Origin of the sequence: Microvirga makkahensis (assembly GCF_009830105.1) — a bacterium.
In the GTDB taxonomy this organism is placed as follows: Bacteria; Pseudomonadota; Alphaproteobacteria; order Rhizobiales; family Beijerinckiaceae; genus Microvirga; species Microvirga makkahensis.
The window spans coordinates 42119-65355 of record NZ_WURB01000025.1 but is presented as its reverse complement, the minus strand read 5'-3'; the positions used below and the strand labels follow the sequence as shown (position 1 = coordinate 65355).

General features: G+C 61.0%; 20 protein-coding genes and 2 pseudogenes. 2 read left to right on the top strand and 20 right to left on the bottom strand.

What is annotated here, in order from left to right:
• Nucleotides 1-144: 144 nt before the first annotated feature.
• Nucleotides 145-405, top strand: a pseudogene (locus GR328_RS28370) (NAD(P)-binding domain-containing protein); the annotation flags it as partial.
• Between the two features lie 312 nt (nt 406-717).
• A pseudogene (locus GR328_RS21905) lies at nt 718-1098 on the top strand (DDE-type integrase/transposase/recombinase); the annotation flags it as partial.
• Nucleotides 1099-1186: 88 nt separating this feature from the next.
• On the opposite strand, the gene GR328_RS21900 reads toward GR328_RS21905, so the two are convergent.
• From GR328_RS21900 to GR328_RS21805, 20 genes are all read right to left on the bottom strand, one after another.
• Nucleotides 1187-2260 (bottom strand): zinc-binding dehydrogenase, encoded by a 1074-nt coding sequence (locus tag GR328_RS21900; RefSeq protein WP_205790207.1) that lies wholly within the window; start codon nt 2258-2260, stop codon nt 1187-1189.
• 108 nt (nt 2261-2368) lie between these two features.
• Nucleotides 2369-3844: a xylulokinase gene (xylB, locus tag GR328_RS21895; RefSeq protein WP_160887651.1), complete on the bottom strand. Its 1476-nt coding sequence runs from the start codon at nt 3842-3844 to the stop codon at nt 2369-2371.
• A gap of 45 nt (nt 3845-3889) precedes the next feature.
• Nucleotides 3890-5374 (bottom strand): mannitol dehydrogenase family protein, encoded by a 1485-nt coding sequence (locus GR328_RS21890; protein ID WP_160887649.1) that lies wholly within the window; start codon nt 5372-5374, stop codon nt 3890-3892.
• Between the two features lie 101 nt (nt 5375-5475).
• Nucleotides 5476-6201, bottom strand: a complete 726-nt coding sequence (locus GR328_RS21885; protein WP_160887647.1) for an SDR family oxidoreductase — start codon at nt 6199-6201, stop codon at nt 5476-5478.
• A 10-nt stretch (nt 6202-6211) separates the two neighbouring features.
• Nucleotides 6212-6985: an SDR family NAD(P)-dependent oxidoreductase gene (locus tag GR328_RS21880; protein ID WP_160887645.1), complete on the bottom strand. Its 774-nt coding sequence runs from the start codon at nt 6983-6985 to the stop codon at nt 6212-6214.
• Nucleotides 6986-7011: 26 nt separating this feature from the next.
• A complete protein-coding gene (locus tag GR328_RS21875) occupies nt 7012-8082 on the bottom strand; it encodes an ABC transporter ATP-binding protein (protein WP_160887644.1) in 1071 nt (356 codons plus the stop codon).
• 12 nt (nt 8083-8094) lie between these two features.
• Nucleotides 8095-9138, bottom strand: coding sequence for an NAD(P)-dependent alcohol dehydrogenase (locus tag GR328_RS21870; protein WP_160887642.1), 1044 nt, complete (start codon nt 9136-9138; stop codon nt 8095-8097).
• Between the two features lie 11 nt (nt 9139-9149).
• A complete protein-coding gene (locus GR328_RS21865) occupies nt 9150-9356 on the bottom strand; it encodes a DUF2160 family membrane protein (protein WP_160887640.1) in 207 nt (68 codons plus the stop codon).
• 3 nt (nt 9357-9359) lie between these two features.
• On the bottom strand, nt 9360-10175 hold the full coding sequence (locus GR328_RS21860; RefSeq protein WP_205790205.1) for a carbohydrate ABC transporter permease: 816 nt from the start codon (nt 10173-10175) through the stop codon (nt 9360-9362).
• 35 nt (nt 10176-10210) lie between these two features.
• On the bottom strand, nt 10211-11092 hold the full coding sequence (locus GR328_RS21855; RefSeq protein ID WP_160887636.1) for a carbohydrate ABC transporter permease: 882 nt from the start codon (nt 11090-11092) through the stop codon (nt 10211-10213).
• Nucleotides 11093-11194: 102 nt separating this feature from the next.
• Nucleotides 11195-12625, bottom strand: coding sequence for an ABC transporter substrate-binding protein (locus tag GR328_RS21850; RefSeq protein WP_160887634.1), 1431 nt, complete (start codon nt 12623-12625; stop codon nt 11195-11197).
• Between the two features lie 189 nt (nt 12626-12814).
• The gene (locus tag GR328_RS21845; protein WP_246216027.1) at nt 12815-13726 is read right to left on the bottom strand and encodes an AraC family transcriptional regulator; all 912 of its coding nucleotides are present in this window, start codon (nt 13724-13726) and stop codon (nt 12815-12817) included.
• Nucleotides 13727-13965: 239 nt separating this feature from the next.
• Nucleotides 13966-15645 carry a GMC family oxidoreductase gene (locus tag GR328_RS21840; RefSeq protein ID WP_160887630.1) on the bottom strand — a complete coding sequence of 560 codons (1680 nt, stop codon included), beginning with the start codon at nt 15643-15645 and terminating at the stop codon, nt 13966-13968.
• 241 nt (nt 15646-15886) lie between these two features.
• On the bottom strand, nt 15887-17263 hold the full coding sequence (locus GR328_RS21835; RefSeq protein WP_160887628.1) for an FGGY-family carbohydrate kinase: 1377 nt from the start codon (nt 17261-17263) through the stop codon (nt 15887-15889).
• 4 nt (nt 17264-17267) lie between these two features.
• Nucleotides 17268-17588, bottom strand: coding sequence for an L-rhamnose mutarotase (gene rhaM / locus GR328_RS21830; RefSeq protein WP_343039449.1), 321 nt, complete (start codon nt 17586-17588; stop codon nt 17268-17270).
• Nucleotides 17588-18634, bottom strand: coding sequence for an ABC transporter permease (locus GR328_RS21825; RefSeq protein WP_160887624.1), 1047 nt, complete (start codon nt 18632-18634; stop codon nt 17588-17590). The genes rhaM and GR328_RS21825 overlap by 1 nt, the downstream gene beginning before the upstream one ends.
• Nucleotides 18631-19650: an ABC transporter permease gene (locus tag GR328_RS21820; RefSeq protein WP_160887622.1), complete on the bottom strand. Its 1020-nt coding sequence runs from the start codon at nt 19648-19650 to the stop codon at nt 18631-18633. Before GR328_RS21820 ends, GR328_RS21825 begins: the two co-directional genes overlap by 4 nt.
• Before the next feature lie 17 nt (nt 19651-19667).
• Complete coding sequence (locus tag GR328_RS21815; RefSeq protein ID WP_160887620.1) at nt 19668-21185, bottom strand: sugar ABC transporter ATP-binding protein; 1518 nt, start codon at nt 21183-21185, stop codon at nt 19668-19670.
• Between the two features lie 77 nt (nt 21186-21262).
• Nucleotides 21263-22258 carry a rhamnose ABC transporter substrate-binding protein gene (gene rhaS / locus GR328_RS21810; protein WP_160887618.1) on the bottom strand — a complete coding sequence of 332 codons (996 nt, stop codon included), beginning with the start codon at nt 22256-22258 and terminating at the stop codon, nt 21263-21265.
• A gap of 36 nt (nt 22259-22294) precedes the next feature.
• Nucleotides 22295-23107: a DeoR/GlpR family DNA-binding transcription regulator gene (locus GR328_RS21805; protein ID WP_160887616.1), complete on the bottom strand. Its 813-nt coding sequence runs from the start codon at nt 23105-23107 to the stop codon at nt 22295-22297.
• Nucleotides 23108-23237: the final 130 nt, after the last annotated feature.

The window sequence follows — 23237 nt, the reverse complement described above, 5'->3', positions numbered from 1 at the left end:
ACCTGAGACAAAGACGGCGGGATACCTCGACGCCCATGGGATGAGGTGAACCAGACTTGCAGCCCCTGCTTTCACGGAGGCTCGCTCAAGGCCAGCAAAAAGACCAAACGTGACTTCCCAAACCTGCAGAAGGATCTCTGTGCCATGATCTGTGCCATCATCGGCTCGGGCGCGATCGGCAGCGCCCTCGCCCACCCGTTCGCCCGCAGCAACATCGACGTTCTGATCGCCAACAGCCGGGGGCCGGAGTCCCTTGCGGGTCTGATTGCAGAGCTCGGATCACACGTCACGCCGACGACTCTGCCTGAGGCTTCGAAAGCGGATACGGTTATCCTCGCCGTATCCTTCACAGCTACCGCAGACGCGGTTCAGGGCTCAGCCCAATCGAACGGCCGGATCGTCGTCGACGCGACGAACGCCATCGACTTCCCGGCCTTCATTCCTAAGGATCTTGGAGGCCGCCCCTCGACGGACATTATCGCCGAGATGATTCCCGGAGCTCGGGTGGTCAAAGCCTTCAACACCCTGCCGGCGGCCGTGCTGGCCAGTGATCCGGCGCAGGATGGCGGACGCCGCGTTCTGTTCGTCTCGGGCAAAGACGCCAGCGCCAACGCTGACATCGCCAGCCTGATCGAGCGTCTCGGCTCCGCGCCAATCCCATTGGGAAAACTGAATCAGGGCGGGCTGCTTCAGCCGTTCGGCGCATCGCTGGTCGCCGATTTGACTGTTGCTAAGCGGTTCCTGCGCAAGGCGCTTAAACGACATGCCCGCCCTGAACGGATCCTGGTCGATGGCAGCCAGACCGGACGTGAAGCGATCCACTCCTGCGATACTGCTGATCGACCTAAAGAAAAATCAAGGCGCGAGCTGAAGCCGGCCCGGGTCCGGCAGAGCGGCTATTTGAACAATCGCATTGAACAGGATCATCGGACCATCAAGAAACGAGTGCGTCCGATGCTCGGGTTTAAGGCGATGGCGTCTGCTCGGGCGACCTTGGGCGGCATCGAGATGATCCACATGCTGCGCAAGCAGCAGGCGAAATATGCTCACATTCTGCGGCCGTCACTCGCCGAGCAGTCCAATCTGCTCGCCGCATGAGCTCTCCACAAGCACCTGATCCATTCTCATTCCTAACCCCTACTTGCAACAGATCCGCCTCGCTTTGCTTGGTACGGCCGTGGCGAGATCATCCCTTCTCGGGACTTTTCGCCTCCATCAGAACCTTGATGCTATCGAGCGAGTTCGCCACCGCAATTGCACGATCCCATTCGTTGAGAGGATAACGGTGAGTGACGATGCCCCTTGAGGTGACTAGCCCTCGCGACAGCAAGTTGATGGCGATGGGATAGCAATACGGTCCAAGGTGAGCCCCCCGGATGTCGAGTTCCTTGCGGTCGCCGATGATCGACCAATCGATCGTTGCCGGTGCCCCGAAGACGGAGAACTCCACGAACCGACCGAGCTTGCGAACGAGATTGAGCCCCTGCTCGACCCCGCTTGGTGAGCCGGTAGCCTCGACGTAGACGTCGCAGCCATAGCCGTCGGTAAGAGAACGGACAATCGACAATGCATCCTGCTCGCGCGGATTAATGACCACGTCGGCGCCGAACGATTTCGCGAGCTTAAGACGCTCGTCGACCATGTCGATGGCGATGAGCAGCTTCGGCGTCTTGAGTTTTGCCACCTGCACCATCATGAGACCGATGGGGCCTGCTCCTGCGATCACCACTACATCGTCAAGCTGGATCTCGCCGCGATTTATCGTGTGGATTGCACAGGACAAGGGCTCAATGATCGCGGCGTCATCGGCAGAAATGCCTTCGTCGATCTTGTGTACGCGCGCGGTGCGCGGAATACGCATGTACTCAGCCATTCCACCATCGGCAACAACACGTTGGAAGCCAAAGATGTTATGGACCTCGCACATCCAATACTTCCCGGATCGGCAGAATCGGCATTGATCGCAAGGCACGATCTGCTCCGCGATCACACGGTCACCGACGGAGACACCGAAGTGCTCCGCAGCGCCCGGGCCCAGCTCGTCGACATGCCCATAAAACTCGTGCCCAGGAATGACCGGCGGCTTCACATAGGGCTTGTCTCCCCCCCAGAACATCTTGGCTCCCGACCAGCACTTGCAGTCGCTGGCACAGATACCGCAGAAGGCGATCCGCAGCACCATCTCGCACTCTCCCGGCACTGGGCGCTCCACCTGTTCAACGCGATAGTCCTCCGGGCCGTGACAGACGATCGCGGTCATCGTGCGGTTGGACCGTCGAGCATTCTCCTCATTCAGCGCCATGCTTGCGTCTCCTGACCTCGTGTTGATTGAAAAGTGAAGTTCTATCCCTCGTTCCCGATGCGGGGCTCACGCCACCGAAGCCGCGAAGGACGATTTCAGGTCGGAATACAAGCGGCGATACAAGGCGCGCCGAGGCGCAAGCGCCTCCACAAGTTCAGCCTCCGGCTCGATAACGTGAGACACCGGCGGAGGAGGACAGGCTTCGTCCAGACTGGCACCGGAAGCCGCAGTTCTCGCGAGCCGCGCCGCCCCGAGAGCGGGCCCCACCTCGCTACCCCGGTGATAGGTGAGAGGGCGCTGGAGAGCTGCCGAGAGGATTCTCCCCCACAATCTCGAGCGCGCCCCGCCGCCGATGACCGAGAGGGCATCCAGGGCGCCTCCGCTGGCTTCGAGGACATCGAGCCCATCTGCCAGAGCGAAAGCCACCCCTTCGAGAGCCGCCCGCCCCAGATCTGCCCGTGTCGTCGTACTGTCGAGTCCGAAGAGGACGCCGGAAGCCGTCGGGTCGTTGTGCGGTGTCCGCTCGCCGCTGAGATAAGGCAGAAAGACGAGACGGCTTTGCGTCTTTGCTGCAAGGCCCGCGGCCTCCGTCTCTGCGAGGAGAGATGCTTCGTCAGCCGCACCGGAAAGATGTGCAGCAAACGACAAAGTAGCTGCGGCAGAAAGGATAACAGCCATCCGGTGCCACATGCCCGGAATGCAGTGACAGAAAGCATGGACTGCCCGCTCTGGATCCTTCTTCAGGATGTCGTCAGCCACAAAGATTACTCCCGACGTGCCGAGGGATACGAACGCCTTATCCGGATGCACGACGCCGATTCCTGCGGCGCCCGCCGCATTGTCGCCGCCGCCGCCGGCGACCGGGATGCCGGGCCGCATGCCGAGAAGGGCCGCGGCTTCCGAAGACAGGTGTCCCGAAACCTCGGTTCCTTCCACAAGACGCGGCATGTGCCGTTCGCTGAGGCCGGTTGCGGCAAGCATGGCCGGCGACCATCGCCGCTGTCCCACATCCAGCCAGAGAGTGCCGGCTGCGTCCGACATCTCGCTGACCGCCTCGCCCGTGAGCTTCAGGCGAATCCAGTCTTTCGGAAGCAGCACCCGCGCCGTGCGTCTGAAAATGTCGGGCTCGTGCCTGGACACCCAAATGAGCTTGGGAGCAGTGAAGCCGGGCATCGCGAGGTTCCCGGTGATCTCCCGGCTGTTCGGCTCGGAGCGTTCAAGTTCCTTGCACTCCGCCCCCGCTCGCCCGTCATTCCACAGAATGGCCGGCCGCAGCACCTGATTCCGGTCATCGAGCAGAACCGCACCATGCATCTGGCCGGACAATCCGATCCCTACCACAGCATCGAGAGAGCGGCGCGCCTTCAGGGCTCCGACTGCAGCCTGGACGGCATCCCACCAGGCCTGCGGCTCCTGCTCTGACCAGAGGGGCCGTGGCCGCGACAGCAAGAGCGGTGACGACGCCTCGTCAATGAGTGCGCCCCCTTCGTCAATGAGAACGATCTTGACGCTGGAGGTGCCTAAATCAATTCCCATATACATCGGCCATTGTCCCTATCAGGTCACCTGTCGCCTCTCGGCGCTCGGTCAGGCGAAGTCGCCGCTCAAGTAGCGCTGCAGCGTGGCGCGGGCCCCATCGCGCCAGAGACTGTTGAGCGCAGCTTCGAACCGCAAGCGAAACCGGGGAGCGTCGGCGAGATCGCCGAATATGTCGCGCAACGCCAGGAACGCACCCGGGTCGTCCCTGGCTGCGAGAGCCGCAGGCACCAGGCGCTCGGCATTGGGATCGTTCAGCTCGAACGCTGCCCCCGCATCCGTTGTCGCCGCGCAGTAGCGGCACCAGAGCGCGGATTCGAGCGCAAGCCCCGGCACATCCGCCCCGGCCTTGAGTCTTTCGCGCGTCGACGGGAGAATGAATTTGGGCTGCCGGTTCGATCCGTCCTGCGCAAGACGCGGGATCGTATCGCCCACATCCGGATTGGAGAAGCGCCTCGCGATGAGCTGATAGTAATCCGCGAGATCGACGCCGGGCACAGGAGGCACATGAGGAATGATCTCTTCCGTCTCTAGCTTGTCGAGGAAGCCACGCACGAGGGGTTCGGCCATCGCATCATGCACGAAGTGAACTCCCAAAAGCGCGGCCGGATAGGCAATGGCGGCATGCCCACCGTTGAGAATTCGCAGCTTCATCAGCTCGAAGGCGGCTACATGGGGCGTGAAGGTGACGCCAACCTCCTCCAGCGCGGGACGCCCGCCGGGGAAATGGTCTTCGAGCACCCATTGCCGGAAGGGCTCGCAGAAAACGGGCCAATTGTCTTTGAGGCCGAACCGTTCTTCCAGGATCGCGCGCTCCCGGTCGGTCGTGGCAGGTGTGATCCGATCCACCATGCTGTTGGGAAACGCCACGGATTCGCGCACATAAGCCGCAAGGGCGGGGTCGATCAGATCGGCGGTTCCCGCGACCGCTTCCATCGTCACGCGTCCGTTATGGGGGATGTTGTCGCAGGACATGATTGTAAAGGCAGCGAGCCCTCGGTCGCGGCGGCGCTTCAGCGCGGCCAGCAGCACGCCGAACACGCCCCTGGGCGCCTCCATGTGAGACGCGTCGTAGCGGATCTCTGGATGATCGGGATTGAAGGCCCCGGTGGCGGGATCGATGCAATAGCCGCCTTCCGTGACCGTCAGCGACACGATCCTGATCGCCGGATCGTCGAGGGCGTCGACGATCGCCCTGCCGTCCTCATTGACCGGCACGAAATCGATCATAGAACCGGAAATACGGGCGCGATTGGCCCCAGGCTCCAGCTCGACCACGGTGGTGAGCAAGTCCTGCGGCTCGAGCGCACGCCGCATGGCGGCATCACCCTGCCGCACACCGGCTCCGACGATGGCCCAGTCGCGATCCTTCCCTGCGTTGAACAGGTCATCCAGGTAGACCGCCTGATGGGCGCGATGGAAGTTTCCGACGCCGATGTGAAGGATGCCCGCACGCAGCGACTCGCGGGCATAGCGCGGCCGCGCGACCATCTCGGGCACGGATGCCAAATTTGCAAGGGAGAGGGAGCGAACCATCTGACCTGAACCTATCAAGTAAGAGCGCCGGGTTTCGAGTGCCTTCCGCTACGACACCGGCCGTTGCGGCGGTGCCATCGAAACCCGGCACTCTCTTGTGATCAATTGATCATGAAGCCGCCATCGACCGGCAATGCCAAGCCATTTAGCATAGCGGAGCGATCGCTCAAGAGATAGAGGATCACCTCGGCGACGTCCTCGGGATCGGCGAAACGCCCGAGAGGAATGCGCGAGAGCATCCTCGCGGCTTTCTCGGGATCGCTCCAAGCTTTCGTCGCCATCGGCGTGAGGGTCACCGTCGGGTTGATGGCATTGACGCGGATCTGATGGCGCCCCAGCTCATTGGCCATCACACGCGTCAGGGCATCAAGGGCGCCCTTCGAGGCGCAATAGGCCGCGTGATCGGCAAACCCGATAAAGGACGAGACCGACGAGACATTCACGATAGCTCCAGGCACGCCGCGGTTCACGCGGTCCCGCGCATATTCCTGGGCAACGATCATGGGGGCGCGCGTATTGACCGCATAGATCCAGTCGAACGTCTCCGTCGTCACATCGAGGAAAGGGTCGAGCGCCGTCGTTCCCGCGCAGTTCACCAGGTAATCGACCGGCACGGCGGCGGCGGCCGCCTTCCGCGTAGCTGCCGCATCCGCCAGATCGACCACGATTGAGCGGCAGTCGATCTCGCTTTCCAGGCTGTCGAGATCCTCCTTCGTCCGTGTCACCGCCACTACTTGCGCGCCACGCTCGGCGAGCAGCTTCGCCGTCGCGCGACCAATGCCCTTGCCTGCCCCGGTTACAAGAACGCTTTTGCCCTGGAATTCCATCGATCTTTCCTTACCAGCACGTAAAGCCGCCATCGGCGACCACGACGGAACCCGTCATGAGGCTCGCCGCGTCGGACGCCAGAAAATGCACCACGGATGCGATCTCGTGCGGCTGTCCCAGCCGCCCCATCGGCGTGTCACGAAGCCATGCCTCGACCATTCCAGGTGACTCATAGGCATATTTCGTCAGGGGTGTTTCGATGTAAGTCGGCGCGACCGCGTTCACCCGCACTCCTCGATCCGCCCATTCGGCGGCGAGGGAGCGCGTCAGGTGGTGAACGGCTGCCTTCGAGGCGTTATAATAGGTCTGCCGTTGAGGGCGATTGGCGATGAAGCCGGACATGGACCCCACATTGACGATGGCGCCGCGTCCGGCCTGCAGCATATGCCGCCCGAAGGCCCGGTTGCACCAGAACACGCCATTGTAGTTGACGTCGTTCACATTCAGCCAATGCTCGTCGGTGACGTCCTCCGCGGGAGTGCCCGTGCGGGCGATTCCCGCGCAGGCCACGAGGATGTCGACACGGCCGTTGAGATCTACCAGGGCATTTGCCAGCTGCGTGACGGCCTGCGAAGCGGTGACATCGAGCCGAACGGCCTCGGCCGAGAATCCCTTTTTCCTCAGATATGAGCGCCCCTCTTCCGCAACATCCATGTCGATATCCGCGATGACGACGCCCGCGCCTGCCTCGGCCAAGGCCTCGCAACAGGCAAGGCCGATCCCGCGCCCTCCCCCGGTTACGACCGCCACACGATCATCAAGCCTGAGCTTTTCCAGAAACATGCCGGACTCCGTGATCCCAGCGGCCTTCAGGCCAATCTCTGCCCCGAGGTCTTGTCGAACAGGTGAGCCTTGCCGGGATCCAAGCGAATGCCCAGTCGCTCACCCGGATGCAGGGCGATCCGCTCGCGGAAGACTCCGACCAGTGGGCTGTTGCCGAGTTTCATGAACGCCTGGGTCTCCGACCCTGTCGGCTCGATCACGGAGACATGCGCTGCGTGTCCGCTCTCGTGTAGGGTGATATGCTCGGGACGGATGCCATAGATGACCCGCTGCCCATTCTGGAGCGAATCCGGGGGAACCGACACCGGAAGCGCAACACCGTCATCCGTCATCACGCCAGGCTGGCAGTTCACCACCGAAACCTGCCCCTCGATGAAATTCATGGCCGGCGAGCCGATGAAGCCCGCGACGAAGAGATTTCTCGGCCTGTCGTAGAGCTCGAGCGGCGCGCCGATCTGCTCCACGACGCCGTCGTGCATCACCACGATCTTGTCGGCCATGGTCATGGCCTCGATCTGGTCGTGGGTCACGTAAATCGTCGTGGTCTTGAGGCGCTGGTGCAGTTCCTTGATCTCGACACGCATCTGCACGCGCAGCTTGGCATCGAGATTGGAGAGCGGCTCGTCGAACAGGAAAACTTGCGGATCGCGCACGATGGCGCGGCCCATGGCGACACGCTGGCGCTGACCGCCCGAGAGCTGGCGCGGATAACGCGTGAGCAGCTTTTCGAGATCGAGAATGGACGCCGCATGCCTGACCTTGGAGTCGATCTCCGATCCGGGCCGCCTCTTCAGTCGGAGCGAGAAGCTCATGTTGTCGTAGACGGTCATATGCGGATAGAGCGCGTAATTCTGGAACACCATGGCGATGTCCCGGTCTTTCGGCGGCCTGTCGTTCACGACCTTCCCGCCGATCCGAACATCGCCGGACGAGATCTCTTCGAGACCGGCAACCATGCGCAACAGGGTCGACTTCCCACATCCGGAGGGACCGACGAGGATGACGAATTCGCCATCATCGATATCCACCGAGACGCCATGAATGACCTCGGCAGAGCCATAACGCTTTCTGACATTGCTGATCGTGACCGGCGCCATGTGAATCCCCCGTTATTCCTGGTCCTGCATATTGATCTGGATTTTCACCTCACCTTTCGGGGCAGAGGCCGCATACTCGAACGCCTTGACGCTTTCGGAGAACGGAAAGGTGCGGGTAATCAGCGGGCTCACGTCTATCGCTCCGGATGCGAGCATGGCGATGCAACGCGGGAACACGTGAGCGTAACGAAACACGTGCTCGACACGGGCCTCCTTCACCTGAGCCTTGGCGACATCATAGGTGATTGGCTCCAGCGGAATGCCGACATAGACTACGCAGCCGCCGGGACGGAGTGGATCGAACACATCGGCGGCCGCCTTCTCGTTGCCGGAGCATTCGAACACGATATCGACGCCCCACCCGTCCGTCTCGGCACTCACGATTTCGGTCAGACTCCGACTGCGTACATTCACCGGAGTGACGGCTCCCAGTTTCTCCGCAAGCCCGAGCTTGTCGTCGTCGATATCGGTTACGATCACCCGAGCGCACCCGGCTGCGAGTGCCGCAAGCACGGTCACGAGTCCGATAGGCCCTGCGCCGATCACCACAGCGATGTCACCCGGCTTGACATGCGCTTTCGTGGCCGCGTGAACGCCCACAGCCAGGGGTTCCACCATCGCCGCGGCCTCGAACGACACGTTGTCGGGCAGCTTGAACGTGAAGTCGGCCGGATGAACGACGCTGGGACGCAGCACGCCATGCACCGGCGGCGTGGCCCAGAACCGGACCGCCGGATCGAGATTATAGAGTCCCAGCCGCGTGGCCCGGCTTGTCGGGTCGGGAATGCCCGGCTCCATGCAGACCCGGTCCCCGACCTTGAGCTCGTGGACGTCGGAACCGACCTCCGTGACGACGCCCGCAGCCTCATGCCCGAGAATCATCGGATCGCGCACCACGAAGGGACCGATGGCGCCATGGGTGTAGTAGTGCACATCGCTGCCGCAGACGCCCACCACCTTCAGCTGAATGCGGACATCGCGCGGGCCGATCTCCTCCTCGATGACGTGATCACGGAGCGAGAGCCTTCCCTTCTCCTCAAGGATGAGTGCTTTCATCGAAGTTCCACCTAGCCACGCGCGACGATAATCGCCCCAAGGATCAGCGACAGAACGGTCGCGACGCCAAGAGGAAGAACCGATTCAACGAGTCGCATCCAGAAAAGATGTAATGCTACGAACAGAAGGACCGCGATGAAGACCCGGTCGAATGCGTTCGTCTCGATCGGCAGGAAGCCACGGCGCTCCACAACGGGTTGTTCGGTATCTTCGGCCATTCGTCACTCCTTCACCGCGCCAAAGGTGAGTCCTGCCACGATGTGACGCTGTGCGAGACCGAGCACCAGGAGGGCCGGCACGAGGGTCAGCATAGCGGTTGCAGCCATTCTTCCCCAGTTCGTGCCGGTCACCGTCACGAACTCGGCAAGCCCTGTCGTGATCGTGCGCGCGTGCACGCTGGTCAGCGTCGCTGCGAACAGATACTCGTTCCACGCGAAGACCCAGGTGAGAATGCCGGTTACGGCAAGGCCGGGCTTCGCCAGAGGAAGTATAACCTGGGTCAGGACCTGCCATGTATTGGCCCCGTCCACGAAGGCGGCCTCATCAAGCTCCTTGGGAATGCCGTCGATTACCCCGCGCAACGTCCAGATGGCGAATGGGAGATTGAAGACGCAGTAGAGGAGGATCAGGCCAATCCTCGTGTCGAACAGCCTGACATCCGCCACCACAAAGACCTGCGTATAGAGGAGAAACAGCGGCAGCAGGAACACGGCTGGCGGCGCCATACGGTTCGTAATCGTCCAGAAGAACAGGTTTTCCTTTCCGGGCAACTTGTATCGGGAGAGTGCATAGGTTGCGAGCAAGGCCAGGGCCGTCACAAGCAACGCATTCGACGTGGCGATCACGATGGAGTTGATCATGTAACGCTGGAAGGCCGGATCGCTCAGCGTGATCGTGTAATTTTCCGTGAAGAAGCTCGAGATCACGAAGCTCGGGCTTCCGAAGAGCTGCACGCGACTTTTCGCGGATACAGCGAACATCCAGTAGATCGGAAGCAACGTGATGAGGCTCGCAAGAGTCCAGAACACGATCGCCATAAGGGATCCAGAGGCCTTTTTGCGAAAGTGACGCATCAATCAGCCCTCTTCAAATCACGTCGTGCGACAAGGCCCGCATAGAGCATCCAACACATGACGATAGTGAGATAGAGTGTGATGAGAGACATTGCCGACCCGTAGCCGTAATCGGTTTTCGGAAAGACGACACGCCAGATATGAAGCCCGATATAGCGGGTGGCGGCTCCCGGGCCGCCGCCGGTCAGCATCCAGACCTCGTCGACCGTGCGCAGCGCGTCCATCATCCTGATGAATACGGTGGCGAGGATCGCCGGCTTCAAGAGCGGCAGCGTGATGTGCCAGAAGATTTGGAAGCGGTTCGCGCCATCGATCTGCGCCTGCTCGAAGGGCTCCTTCGGTAGGGATGAAAGCGCCGCAAGCAGTGTCAAAGTAACGAGCGGCGTCCAGTGCCACACATCCATCACAACAGTGGTGAAGAAAGCCTGGTCGATGTAGCGGCTGATGTTGAACTCATAGCCGAACCACCGGTTCAGGTAATAGGGCAACGGCCCGAGCCCGGGAACCGTCAGAAGCCGCCACGTGGCCCCGACTGCAATGGGTGCAATCACGAGCGGAAGCGTGTGGATGGTGCGGAATAGGCCCTTGCCCGGGAAATCGCGCATGAAGAGCTGCGCTAGGAAGTAACCGAGCACGATCTCGCTCACCACAGCGAAGAAAGCAAATTTGAGTGTGAGCCACAGGGAGTAGAGAAACTGGTCGTCAAAGACGAGGCGCCTGAAATTCTCGACGCCCGCGAACTGCATATCCGGGTTTGCGGCAAAACTGTTCCACTGCGTAAACCCGATGACGAGCACATAAAGAAACGGAACGACACCGAAGACAAAGAGGATGAGGAGGGTCGGCGCGAGAAAAAGCCATCCCACCGAGTTCCAACGCATTGGATGCTCCTGCCCGCTGATCGTCACCATTCAGCGCATCTTAGGATTGAATGGCCACCGCGCCGAAGCACGGTGGCCTAGCCGGCCCAAAGGGAGGGCGCGTCACTTACGATAGCCGAGGTTCTTCAGCTCTGCGTCGGCGGCCGCGGCTGCCTTGTCCAGGGCCTCGTCAGGCTTCAGCTCGCCCGTGATTGCTTGATAGATGAAGGGAGCGATCGCCTCGCGGACCTGGTTGTGGAACGGGAATGGGGGAGCGCCGCGGAAGAGCGGGCCCTTGTCGCGCATCAACGTGTAGTAGCCGTCCACCTTCTTATCCTGCTCCTGCACTCGCGGATTATCGTAAGTAACCTTGTGGGTAATGCGCGATCCGGCCAGCGCCCAATCGGCCTGGACCGATTCCTGCCCGATGTATTGCAGCCACAGGAGAGCGGCCTTCTTGTTCTTCGACGAATGCGGAATGCCAAAGGCACCACCGTCGTAGTAACCGATATATCCTGCGCCGGATGACGCCTCGTCCATGACGCCCGGCTCGACGGGCGGAAGCGCCACGCCCACCTTCCCGACCACGGTCGATTTGTTGGCGTCGGTCGCAATCCAGGCTGCATTCTCGCCATAGACCAAACCCTGTGCGGCGCGTCCTGCCGCGAAGGTTGCGGCGACCTCATCCCAGGTACTCGATGTCGATTCCGGCGGCGCATAGGCAAGATTGTCGATCCACCAAGCGAAGGCAGCCTTGGCCTCCGGGCTGTTCAATCGTCCGCCATTGGCAACCGATGCGCCATACGTCTTCGTATCGATGCCCCAATTGTAAACCCCGAAGGTGGGAAACACGCTTTCGACCAGCTCGTAAACGGACGCAGGATGGCCGGAGGCGGCCTGAACCGTCGTACCCCACAGCTCCTGTCCGTTGGTCTTGCCCCATTCGGTGAAGAACTCGGCGATCTGACGATACTCCTTATGGTCCTTCGCGGGTGCGAGGTCGGCGCCGTATTTCGCCTTGTAGGCTTCCTTGACCTTCGGATCCTCGAACAAGTCCTTGCGATAGAGATAGACCTTGATGAAGGCTTCCATCGGCACTCCGAACAGGTTGCCCTTGTCGTTCTTGAAGTTGTCGATGAAGCTCGTGAATTTCGACGGATCGAAGTCGGGCGATTTGAGGGTGGGATTCTCGTTGAGCGCCTGTGTGACATCGACCAGGAAGTTGCGGGCGAGATAGCTGTAGATGATGTCCTGCTCGATGTAGACGAAGTCATAGATGCCGGTGTTGGCCTCCATGTCCTTGATCGCCTTGTCGTACATCTGGTCCCAGGACGTCGCCTCGAACTCGACCTTGATGCCGGTCGCCTTGGTGAAGGCCGGACCCAGAACATCCTTGGCATAATTGGACGGAGGCGTGCTCTCGGAAATGCCCCGAATGGTAGTTCCCTCCATACCCTTTGCGGCATCCGACCAGAAATCGGCGAAAGCCGGCGAGGTGCTTGTCAGCAGCATAGCCGTGAGTGCAGAGGCAGCCAGACTCTTGAAGTGGTACATTGTGTTTTCCCTCCCGAACTTGATCCCTAGCCAGCCTGCCGGCTTTGCTTCGGGCCAAGATCTGACGCGCCCCTGCTTGGAGGCGGGTCGTATCGTTCTTGCAGGCGCTGGGCGATCACGTCAGAGCAGAATGTCTGAACCTGTCTCCCGGAAGCCGCCCGAATGTCTCGCGCGGCTTCTTGGAAAAATCTATGGAGCGGTTACGAACGCTTCCACGCCTCTGTTCATCGATATCTGTACTTTTTTGTCCCTACGATCGTGAGATCCGTATCTGGCGAGTGCAAAAGAACGCTCCTGCCCCGTGGCCGAAGCGGGAGTGGTGCAGCGGCGCGCGGTTCTGCGATAGGCGGACGGTGTCTGATCGCAGAATTTCACGAACTGACGGTTGAAGTTCGCTATGTTGTTGAAGCCCACGTCGAAGCAGATTTCAGTCACCGACCTGTCCGTATGGGCCAGGAGCGTGCAAGCCGAGTAGATGCGAGTCTGGTTGACGAATTTCGCGAAGGTGTGACCCGTCTGCTTTTTGAAGAAGCGCGAGAAGGCGCTTGGCTCCATGCCGCAAAGCTGAGCAACGGCCGTCAGATGAATGTCCGAGAAATAGTTGTTGTGAATATAGCTGATCGCGCGCTCCGCCTTCTCCGACGGGCGTGAGGGAATGGTTGCGGCCGGTGCGCGGTGCGACAGGGTTTTCCGCTCGGAGGGATTCCTTGCCAATGTCGCCAGAAGATCCAGAAACAGGATCATGCGCTGGGCGCCCTGGGCGCGCCCGATCTTCCGAAGGAGGGATGCGCCTTTTCGCGCCGTTTCTCCCGAGAACAAAAGCCCGAAAGCAGCGTTCATGAGAAGCATCCGCACCTCTTCGAATTCGGGAAAGTTGCTGCAGATCCGGTCGGCGCAGTCGGGGCTGAACTGAACCAGCATGTCGCGGTCGGGAATCGCGAGACCGCCGGTATCGCTGAGCCAATTATGTGGCAGGTTCGGCCCTGTCAGGACGAGGCAGTCAGGCCCGAAGGGACCGACATAATCGCCGATCATCATGGTGCCTGAGGAATTCTGGATCAGATGCAGTTCATACTCGACATGGTAATGCCATTTTGCCAAATGGTGAGGATAGTCATGTACGTTCCATCGGAACGATGCGGATGGTGGAAATACGATAACTTCGTACGCGGGGACTGATTTACGTTCCATTCTCGCCGCCCTCCATGTGGTGCAGCAGGCCGCTTCCTCTTTGGGTCCGCACTTTAGCGGTTATGTACCGCGTCTCCGTTGAATGGGTCCGCGGTTGTGAATTTAAGCCGGCTACGCCAGCCAATCACAAGCTCTTCCCGTGATCCCCCTTAGTTGTAGGATGAAGTTTCAGGGAGTCGATCCTTGACCGATTGGCGGCTGGGAGCGACCACGAACTCGGCCGCCCGATGGCCGAGCATCAAGGCAGCCGCGTTGGTGTTCGCCGACGGAATAAACGGTATAGCAGAACAGTCGATCACTCTCAGATTGCCGATGCCGCGTACGCGCATACGATGGTCGAGCACGGCCATCGGATCATCGTCAGGTCCCATATGGGCGCTGCCGGACGGGTGGTAATTGGTTTTGACGGTCCGGCCGCAATACTCAACAAGCGCTTCCTCGCTCATGATGCTCGCGCCGGGTAGCAATTCTTCGGCGATCTTGGGACTGATCGGTTTCGCTCCGAGCAGTTGCCGGGCAAACCCTAGCGCCGCCAATGTCAGGCGCAGATCGTCAGGATCGCCGAAGAAGTTCGCGTCGACAAGGGGCATGTCGGCCGGGTTCGCGCTGCGCAGCCGTACGCTTCCCCGCGCTTTGGGCCGGAGCAGGCACGAGGTGAGTGTGACGCCATAGGTTGGCTTCGCACTTGATATATCCCGGTCCAGATAAACGATGGGAGCGCAATACAACTGGATCGTGGGCCTCTCGCTGCCGTCGGGATCGTAGAACAGGCAGGATTCGATCCCCGTCGTGGTCACAGGCCCTGTTCCAAACAGGATATATTGGAGACCGTTACGCAGCATGCGCCAGCCTCTGTCCTGGCCAAAATAGCCGCTCGGCCGGTTCGTTGACGCGATCACCGGCACCTCGTGATGGTCCTGCAGATTGGCTCCGACGCCCGGGAGGTCGGCCACGACGCGAAGGCCATGCTCCGTGAGATGATCCGCCGGACCGAGACCCGACAGCATGAGAAGCTTCGCCGTGTTGTAGGTGCCGGCCGCAACCAAAACCTCACGATCCGCATGAACGCGCGACGTCTGCCCGTTGTGAATGTACTCCACGCCGATGGCCCGGCCGTGCTCGATGAGGATCTTGGTGACGAGCGCATCTGTCACGACGGTCAGGCGCGGATCGTCGAGAACCTGAGACAGGAACGCCGATACGGCGTCGCAGCGCACCATCCGCCCATTGTCATTGCGGCCCATGGTGTGCTGCATGACGCCGACACCCGACTGGCGTTCGCCATTGAAATCCAGATTGTAGGGATGCCCCATTCCCTGCACCGCGAGAATGAAATCCTGCGTCATGTCGCACAGGCTGCCCGGGTCCGAGACCAGGAGATCCCCGTCGACGCCGTGATAGGCATTGTTGAACTTGGTGTTGCGTTCCAGCGCCCTGAAATGCGGGAGCACATCCGCATAGGACCAGCCGGAGCCTTTGCCGAGATAGTCGTCCCAGGCGTCGTAGTCCTCGCGCTGGCCGCGCATATAGACCATCGCATTGACGGCGCTGCCGCCGCCCAGAACCTTCGCCTGGGGCACGATCGGTGCGCGCCCTCCCAGACGTTGTTGCGGGACGGTCCGGTGCATCTCGAGAAAATCGTCGCGCGCGAGATACTTCATGTAGCCCGCAGGCATTCGCATGATGGAGGCCGCTCTGGCCGGTCCCCGCTCGATGAGAAGCACGCGGCAGCCGAAATCGCGAACGAGCCGCGTCGCAGCCACGCAGGCCGAGGAGCCGCCACCCGCAATGATGAAATCGTATCTCGCTGTCCGACCTGACAGTGCCATGAGATGCCTGCCCCGACTTCTCCTTGAGGAAAAATTTGTCCGTGAGCCTACGATGGTGATTTGCAGCCGACTACGGTCACAACTGCACTAGGTCTGTACTTTTTTGATCGAAATGCGGATTAAAAGTATGGGTTGAGGCCTGATGAATCGACGATCCGGGGCAACAGGGGCGCAGCAACTCCCCATATGGGCTCGGCCTGACCCTGAGGCTTGCGGGCCGTGCCGGCCCGGGAGCTCGCGATCAATCGATAGCTCCGGCGCGCACGAGCCGGTTCCATTCCACACAATACTGCCGAAAACTTTCAGGGAGGCCAAAGGGGGAATCTGCCGTTCCCGGAGGCGGCGTTGCCCGCATCGGCACTTGGGCGGTCAGGAGCGCGGCACCGATGCTAGTTCCCGTCGAGCCTCCGACCGGCCTGACCGGACGTTCGGCGGCCTGGGAGAGGGCCTCGATGTAGAGCATGTTGCGGGCGAAGGGACCTTCGATGATCACCGGTCCTGCCGCGCCGGTCAGATCGAGGCATGTCTTGGTCATCAACGCGGCATAGAACGAGGCCGCGACATAGGTCTCGTCCGCATCGAGGCCGTGGAGAGCATTGAGGACATGATGCCTCGCATGAGGATAGGGTCCGCATCCCGGAACTACGCTCGGCATCAGAAGAATATGCTCCTCCAGCACGCGCCGGATGGCGGCCGGTGTTGCTGTGCCCTTCCCTCCTGTCAGGAGCTCGAACTCCCGCCCTCCCATGAACCGGGCCGACGGCACGGCGCGGCCGAGGGCATCGACATTGGCCAGCGTATCGCGCTCGGGATCGAGATGGTCGAGGTCTCCGCCGACGGCGAACAGAACGACCCATGTGCCTGTCGACACCACTGTAAAATGCGCCTCGCGCTGAAAGAGATGCGGCAGGAGAGAAGCGTTGGAATCGTGGATCCCACAATAGACCGGCATCGGCCCGGCGAGCTCGATCCGTTCTGCGATCTCGCCCGCGACATAGCCGAGCAGGTCGGACGGCCTCTTGACGGGTGCGAGCTTCTCGGCGATCCCGAGACGCCCGACGAGGCTGGAGAATATGCCGAGGCGCGGCATCCAGAGATCCGTGTGGCATCCAAGTGACGTCACATCCGTCGCGGCGACGCCCGTCAGCCGCCAGCCCCAATATTGCGGATAAGTGACGATTGTCCGCACCTTCCCGAAGGCTTCCGGAAAGGTGGTCTTCTGGTAGTGAAGCTGCGCTCCGAGATTGAGTCCGCCGGGCAGCCGAGGCGAGAAGGTTTCCCCGAATGGTGGCCTGATCGCATCATAGGCCTCCTCAACTCCCGCGGGATAGCGGAATTCGTAATCCAGAACAGGCAGGACCAGACCACCGTCGCCGAGAAGGGCTCCGCTTGCACCGTGGGCCGTAACGGAAATGGCCTCGAACCCGAATTCGGCATGAAGTTCTTTCAGGGAGTCGAGAAGGAATGCGAAAATCCCGTCCACGTCGAAATGCGGATAGGGACCATCAGTCAGCACCGTGTTCGGCTTTATGCGTGCAGCAAGCTCGCGGCCAGCCTCCACCTCGACTATGACAGCTTTGACATTAGTCTTGCCGATGTCGAGCACTGCGATGTTCATGGGATCACGCCATATGGAAGACGGTGACGAGCGGCACCTCGACCGGCGAATTATCCGGATTCGTCGCCATGATATCGGCCATGTGAGCCCACCAGCGTTTCATCACCGGGTGGTTCGGCAACTCCGCCATGTTATCTCCCGCCGGACGCCAGAGCACGGCGAAGAGGATATTGGTTTCGCGGTCGAGGTGGACCGAATAATCTTCGACACCTGCGTCCTTCAGCAGTTCCGCCAGTTCCGGCCAGATCTCGTCATGGCGACGGCGGTACTCCTCCTCCATGCCGGGGTTAAGCTGCATCTTGAACGCGTATTTCTCTTTCGGGATCATGCGGGTGTTCTCGAGCGGATGCGGCGGACGACAATCGGCAGCGCAATCACGACGATCAGAAGCAAGCCGATGAAGATGGACATGATGATGCCGGGCACGTTGAGAAGCCCCAGGCCGAAGGTCACGAGTCCCATGACGATGGCGGCAAGCACCACGCCGGGAATGCTGCCGGAACCGCCCAGGATGCTCACGCCGCCGAGGACCGCCATGGTGATGGCTTCAAGCTCCCAACCGACTGCAATGGTATGTCGGGTAGAGCCAAGGCGCGAGGTGAGGCACACGGCGGCAACGCCGCTCATCAGGCCTGTCAGGAGAAACAGAATGAACTTGGTGCGCTGAACGGGAATACCGGAAAACTGCGCGGCGAAGGCATTGTTGCCGATCGCATAGATCCAGCGTCCGAAGGTTGTCCGATGCAGCAGAATGCCGAAGAGAAGAGCAAAGACCACGAAGGCGACCATTTCGAAGGTCACGACCTCGAAGCCGGGGATCGTGGGCCACCAGGGGAAATCCGACATATAACCCTGGCCGAACCAGGCGAAGCTCGAAGGATAGCCGCCATAGGCCTGGTCGCCGAGAACAATCTGCGCAATGCCACGGAAAAGGCTCATGGTGCCGATGGTCACCACTATGGACGGAAGACCGAAGCGCGCCACCAGCAAGCCGTTGAACGCACCGCACAGAAGGCCTACGCTCAGCCCGATTCCGACGAGAGCCGGCGTCTGGAAGCCGGCCTGGGCAGCTGCCCCCATCGCAGTCGAGGCAAGGGCGATGATCGCCGCCACCGACAGATCGATCTCACCCGAGATGATCAGGAGAGTCATCGCGAAGGCGATCATCGCCTTTTCGGTGAAGTTGTAGGTAGCGTCCGACAGGTTCCAGGGATCGAGGAAGTGTGGCGAGGCCAGGGAGTTTGCGGTGAAGATCGCGATGGCGACCGCAGCCAGCAAAGTCTCCCAGCTTCCCAAAAGCCGCCCGGCCGGCGTCGAGAGCTTGTCGGGGATATGGCGCGGAGGCCGCTTCTCGGCTGCCAGCGTGCTCATGCGGCTGCTCCTTCCACAGGGGTCGCAACACGAACGGAACGGCTCTTGGCCGCGTCCCGCAGAATGAGGCGGCCCTTACGGCGGTCCTGACGCGCGTTCAAGAGCACGGCGATGATGATCACGAGGCCGGAGATGGCCATTTGCCAGAAGGGCGAGATCTCGATGACTGGAAGAGCGTTCTTGATCACGCCGAGGAAGAGTGCGCCGAGCACCGCGCCGCCTACGGAGCCAATTCCGCCTAGTGTCGAGATGCCGCCGATCACGCAGGCCGCGACCGTGTCGAGCTCGAAACCCGCAGCAATGTCCACGTAAGCGACCGCATAGCGCGAAACCCAGAGATAACCGCAGAGACCTGACAGGGCGCCCGACAGCATGAAGGCGAAGAATTTCGTGCGCCCTACATCGACACCGGCATACAGCGCCGCCGTGGGATTGCCGCCGGCGGCATAGAGCGACCGGCCAAAGATCGTGCGCGTGAATACGATTGCGATAATGGCGATCACGAGGATGGCCGTCCAACCCAGCAGAGGAAGACCGAGCACGGGCATGCGCGGCGTGTTGAGGAATGCCTGCGTCATCTGGGTCTGGTTGACCCATGCGCCGCCCGAGAGCACGAAGGCCATGCCGCGATAGATCGTGAGCGTGCCGAGCGTGGCAACGATGGCGGGGATTCCGATCTTCCAGACCATGAAACCATTGATGGCCCCGAGACCGGCTCCGATGCCGAGCGCGGCTGCAATCAGCAACGGCAGCGGAACCTCGGGATGGGCGGAATTGAGCATGGCCACTGCCATGCCCGTGAAGGAGAGGTTGGCGGCAACGGACAGATCGATGGATCTGGTCAGGAGCACAGCCATCTGGCCGAGCGCCAGAATGATCAGGATGGAGGTGTCGTTGAAGATGTTCGCAAGGCTCTTCGGCGAGGCAAACCCCGGTGCGCGAGTGGAAAAGGCGGCGATCAGCACCAAATTGATCACTAGCAGCAGGAGTTCCCGGTATTTCAGGATGCGGCTCATCGCGTCTCTCTTCCCATTCACGGGTTGCCGGTGGCGGCGCGCACCAGCGTCTCGGCATCGAGTTCTTCACGTTTCCAGATGCCGGCCATGCGCCCTTCGCGCATCACCAAAACCCGGTCGGACATGCCCAGGACTTCGGGCAACTCGGATGACACCATGAGCACGCTGAGTCCCTCGCCTGCGAGTTCGCTCATGAAGGCGTGCACTGCGGCCTTGGAGCCGATGTCGATGCCCTTCGTCGGCTCATCCAGGATGATCACCTTCGGCCTGGCGGCGAGCCACTTGCCAATGACGACCTTCTGCTGGTTGCCGCCCGAGAGGGTCCCGACGGGCACGGACAGGGCAGCCGCCCGCAGATCCAGCCGCTCCGCATAACGCCGGGCGAGAGCGAATTCCTCGGCTTCGCGCAGGAAGCCTGCGCGGGTCGTCCTGCCTAAAGTGGCCATGGTGAAATTCTGGAAGATCGGCATCTGGAGCACGACGCCATGGCGGCTTCGCTCCTCGGGCACGTAGACGATGCCGGCAGCGACTGCATCCGCCGGGGAGCGGATCTCGATCAACCGCCCTTCGAGTTCGAGGCTTCCGGCGCTCGGATGGGTGATTCCGAACAGAGATTGGCAGAATTCGGAGCGGCCTGCCCCGACGAGGCCGTAAAGACCGAGAATTTCACCGCGCCGCAGCTCGAAGGAAATGTCGTTGAATTCCGTCGGATGGGAATATCCGGAGACCTTCAGAACGGTGTTGCCGATGGCGACGTCGAATTTCGGAAATACGTGATCGACCGAGCGCCCGACCATCATGCGCACGATCTCGTCCTGGCTGGTCTGAGCGAGCAGACCGGCGCCGATCGAGCGCCCATCTCTAAAGACCGCGAAACGCTCCGCGATCTGATAGACCTCATCGAACTTGTGACTGATGAACAGGATTGCCTTGCCCTGCCGCTTCAGCCTCTCGATGATGCGGAAGAGATCCTCTACCTCTTTGTACGAAAGCGCCGCCGTGGGCTCGTCCATGATGACGACGCGGGCTTCGACCGAAAGGGCGCGGGCGATGGCAACGAGGTGGCGTTGTGCGATCGAGAGGTCTTTCAGCCTCATATACGGGCTGACGGGGGCGTCGATGGAGGTCAGGAGCGCTGCTGCCCTCGCATTCATCCCGCCCCAATTGATTAATCCCAGACGATTGCGCGGCGCATGGCCGAGAAAGATGTTCTCGGCGACCGAAAGTTCGTCGAAAAGGACGGTTTCCTGATGAATCGCCGTGATGCCGTTCCGAATGGCCGCCTCGGCGCTCGCGAAATGGACCGGCTCGCCCTCGACGATGATCTCGCCGCCGTCCGGTTGATAGATGCCCGTCAGAATCTTGACAAGCGTCGATTTGCCCGCGCCGTTCTCGCCGATCAGCGCCGTTACCGTTCCGGGATAAAGAGCGATATCGACGGAGTCGAGGGCCTTGACGCCGGGGAACGACTTGGAAATGCCGCGCATCTCCAGAAGCGGAGTTGAGTTCTGGGCGATTGCTTGTGCGACAGACATGGAAATTCCCGCCGAGAGCCAACGTGAGCAAGGAAGGCGCAGGCAGTCCACACCTTCCCTCCAAGCGTGTCGAGATCTCAGAAGATCTTGGCGAATTCGTCGACGTTCTTGGCGTCGTACACGAAAGGATCGGCCATGGCGGCTTCGCCGTTCTCACCGACCTTGATCTTACCCATGCGACCGACATTGATCTCGGAGCCCGGCTTGCCGTCGGTCTCCTTCTTGACGAGGCGATAAGCGATTTGCGCCGCCGAATAGCCGAGATCGATCGGGTTCCAGATCGCGAACTGTTTGGTTGCCCCCGAGTGAACGGCGCCCGCCATCTCGGACGGAAGCCCAAGCCCCGTCACGTAAACCTGGCCGATCTTGCCGGCATCCTTCACCGCCTGAGATGCGGCGAGCACACCGACAGTCGTGGGAGCTACAATCACCTTCACGTTCGGACGGGAGCTGAGAAGGCCCTGGGCTTCACGATAGCTCTTGTCGGCAAGGTCATCGCCATAGACAGTCGTGACGAGGTTCAGACCCGGATATTTCGGCAGCTGCTTTTTCATCTCGGCAATCCAGGTGTTCTGGTTCGTCGAGGTCGAGGTGGCCGACAGGATCGCGAAGTCGCCCTTGCCGTCCGGCAGGTGATCGGCCGCGAGCTTCAGACACATATTGCCGATGAGCTCGTTGGAAGAGGGATTGAGATGGAGGATGCGCCCGTCCTTGTTGACGCCGGAATCCCATGAAATCACCTTGATGCCGCGCTGGGCCGCCTTCTTCAGCGCCGGGGCGACCGCGTCGGGATCGTTGGCCGAGATCGCGATCGCATCGACCTTCTGGGCAATGAGCGCGTTGATCACCTCGATCTGGCCCTCGGCGGTCGTGGTGGTGGGTCCGGTATAGATGATGTCGACGCCGCCGAGTTCCTTCGCAGCCTCCTGAGCGCCCTTATTGGCGGCTTCGAAGAAGCCGTTGCCGAGGGATTTGACGACAAGGCCGATCTTGATGTTCTCGGCGCTGGCCGCACCCGTGAGAAGGGCGAGACCGAGAGTCGTTCCGACGGCCAGTTTGGCAAATAGTGTCATGTTTTCTTCCTCCCTTGCTTACACTCCCGGCAGACTTCACGCTGCCGATGAGGATTCCGGCGGCTTTTCGGCTGCCGCGACATTGGCAACGATCAGCTTGATGCCCGCATCCTCGATCATGGCTCGGGCCGTATCCTGAATACCGTCGTCGGTGATCAGCGTGGAGACACGATTGAGCGGGCAGAGAATGAGGCTGGAACGGCGTTGGAATTTGGTGGAATCGACCATCAGCACCAGTTCGTCGGCCTGGTTGATGAGCTTCTGTTCCGCCTGGATGATCAGTGCGTCCTGTTCCATCACGCCGAGTGGGCCCACGCCTTGAGCACCCATGAACATGCGGCGCGCATAGAAGTTGCGCGTCACGTCGTTGTCGAAGGGCGAGAGAATGATGCTCTGGTCGCGATAGACGGAGCCGCCCGGCAGCATCACCTGGTTCTTGGAATGCTTGATCAGATGCTCCGCAATCGCAAAGGAATTCGTGAAGACCTGCATCCGGCGGGCAGTCAGGTAATGCACCATCTGGAACGTGGTCGTGCCGCCGTTGATGATGATGGCGTCACCATCGCTGCACAGGGCCACAGCCTCGCGGGCGATGGCCCGCTTCTTGGCAGTGTTTTCGCCTTCGGAAATCCGGAAGGGCTTGGCCGCCAGCGGGCTGATGGGCTGAGGATGCAGGGCCTCGGCACCGCCACGCACACGGCGCAGCCGGCCTTGAACATGAAGGGCTGCGATGTCCCGGCGGATCGTGGCCTCGGATGCCTCTGTCAGCTCCACCAGATCCTGGATCGTGGCGACAGGCCTTTCCTGAACCAGGTTCAGAATGATTCGATGCCTTTCACGTTCGTGCATTATTCCTCACTCGAGCGCTCCAGAACCAAGCAAGACCACTAAGAGGCCATCAAATCCGTTTAAGCGCAATCCTAACGTCCTGGAGATTCGGAGCACCGTCAATCAGTTCCGATCTTATTCCTTCGTAGCA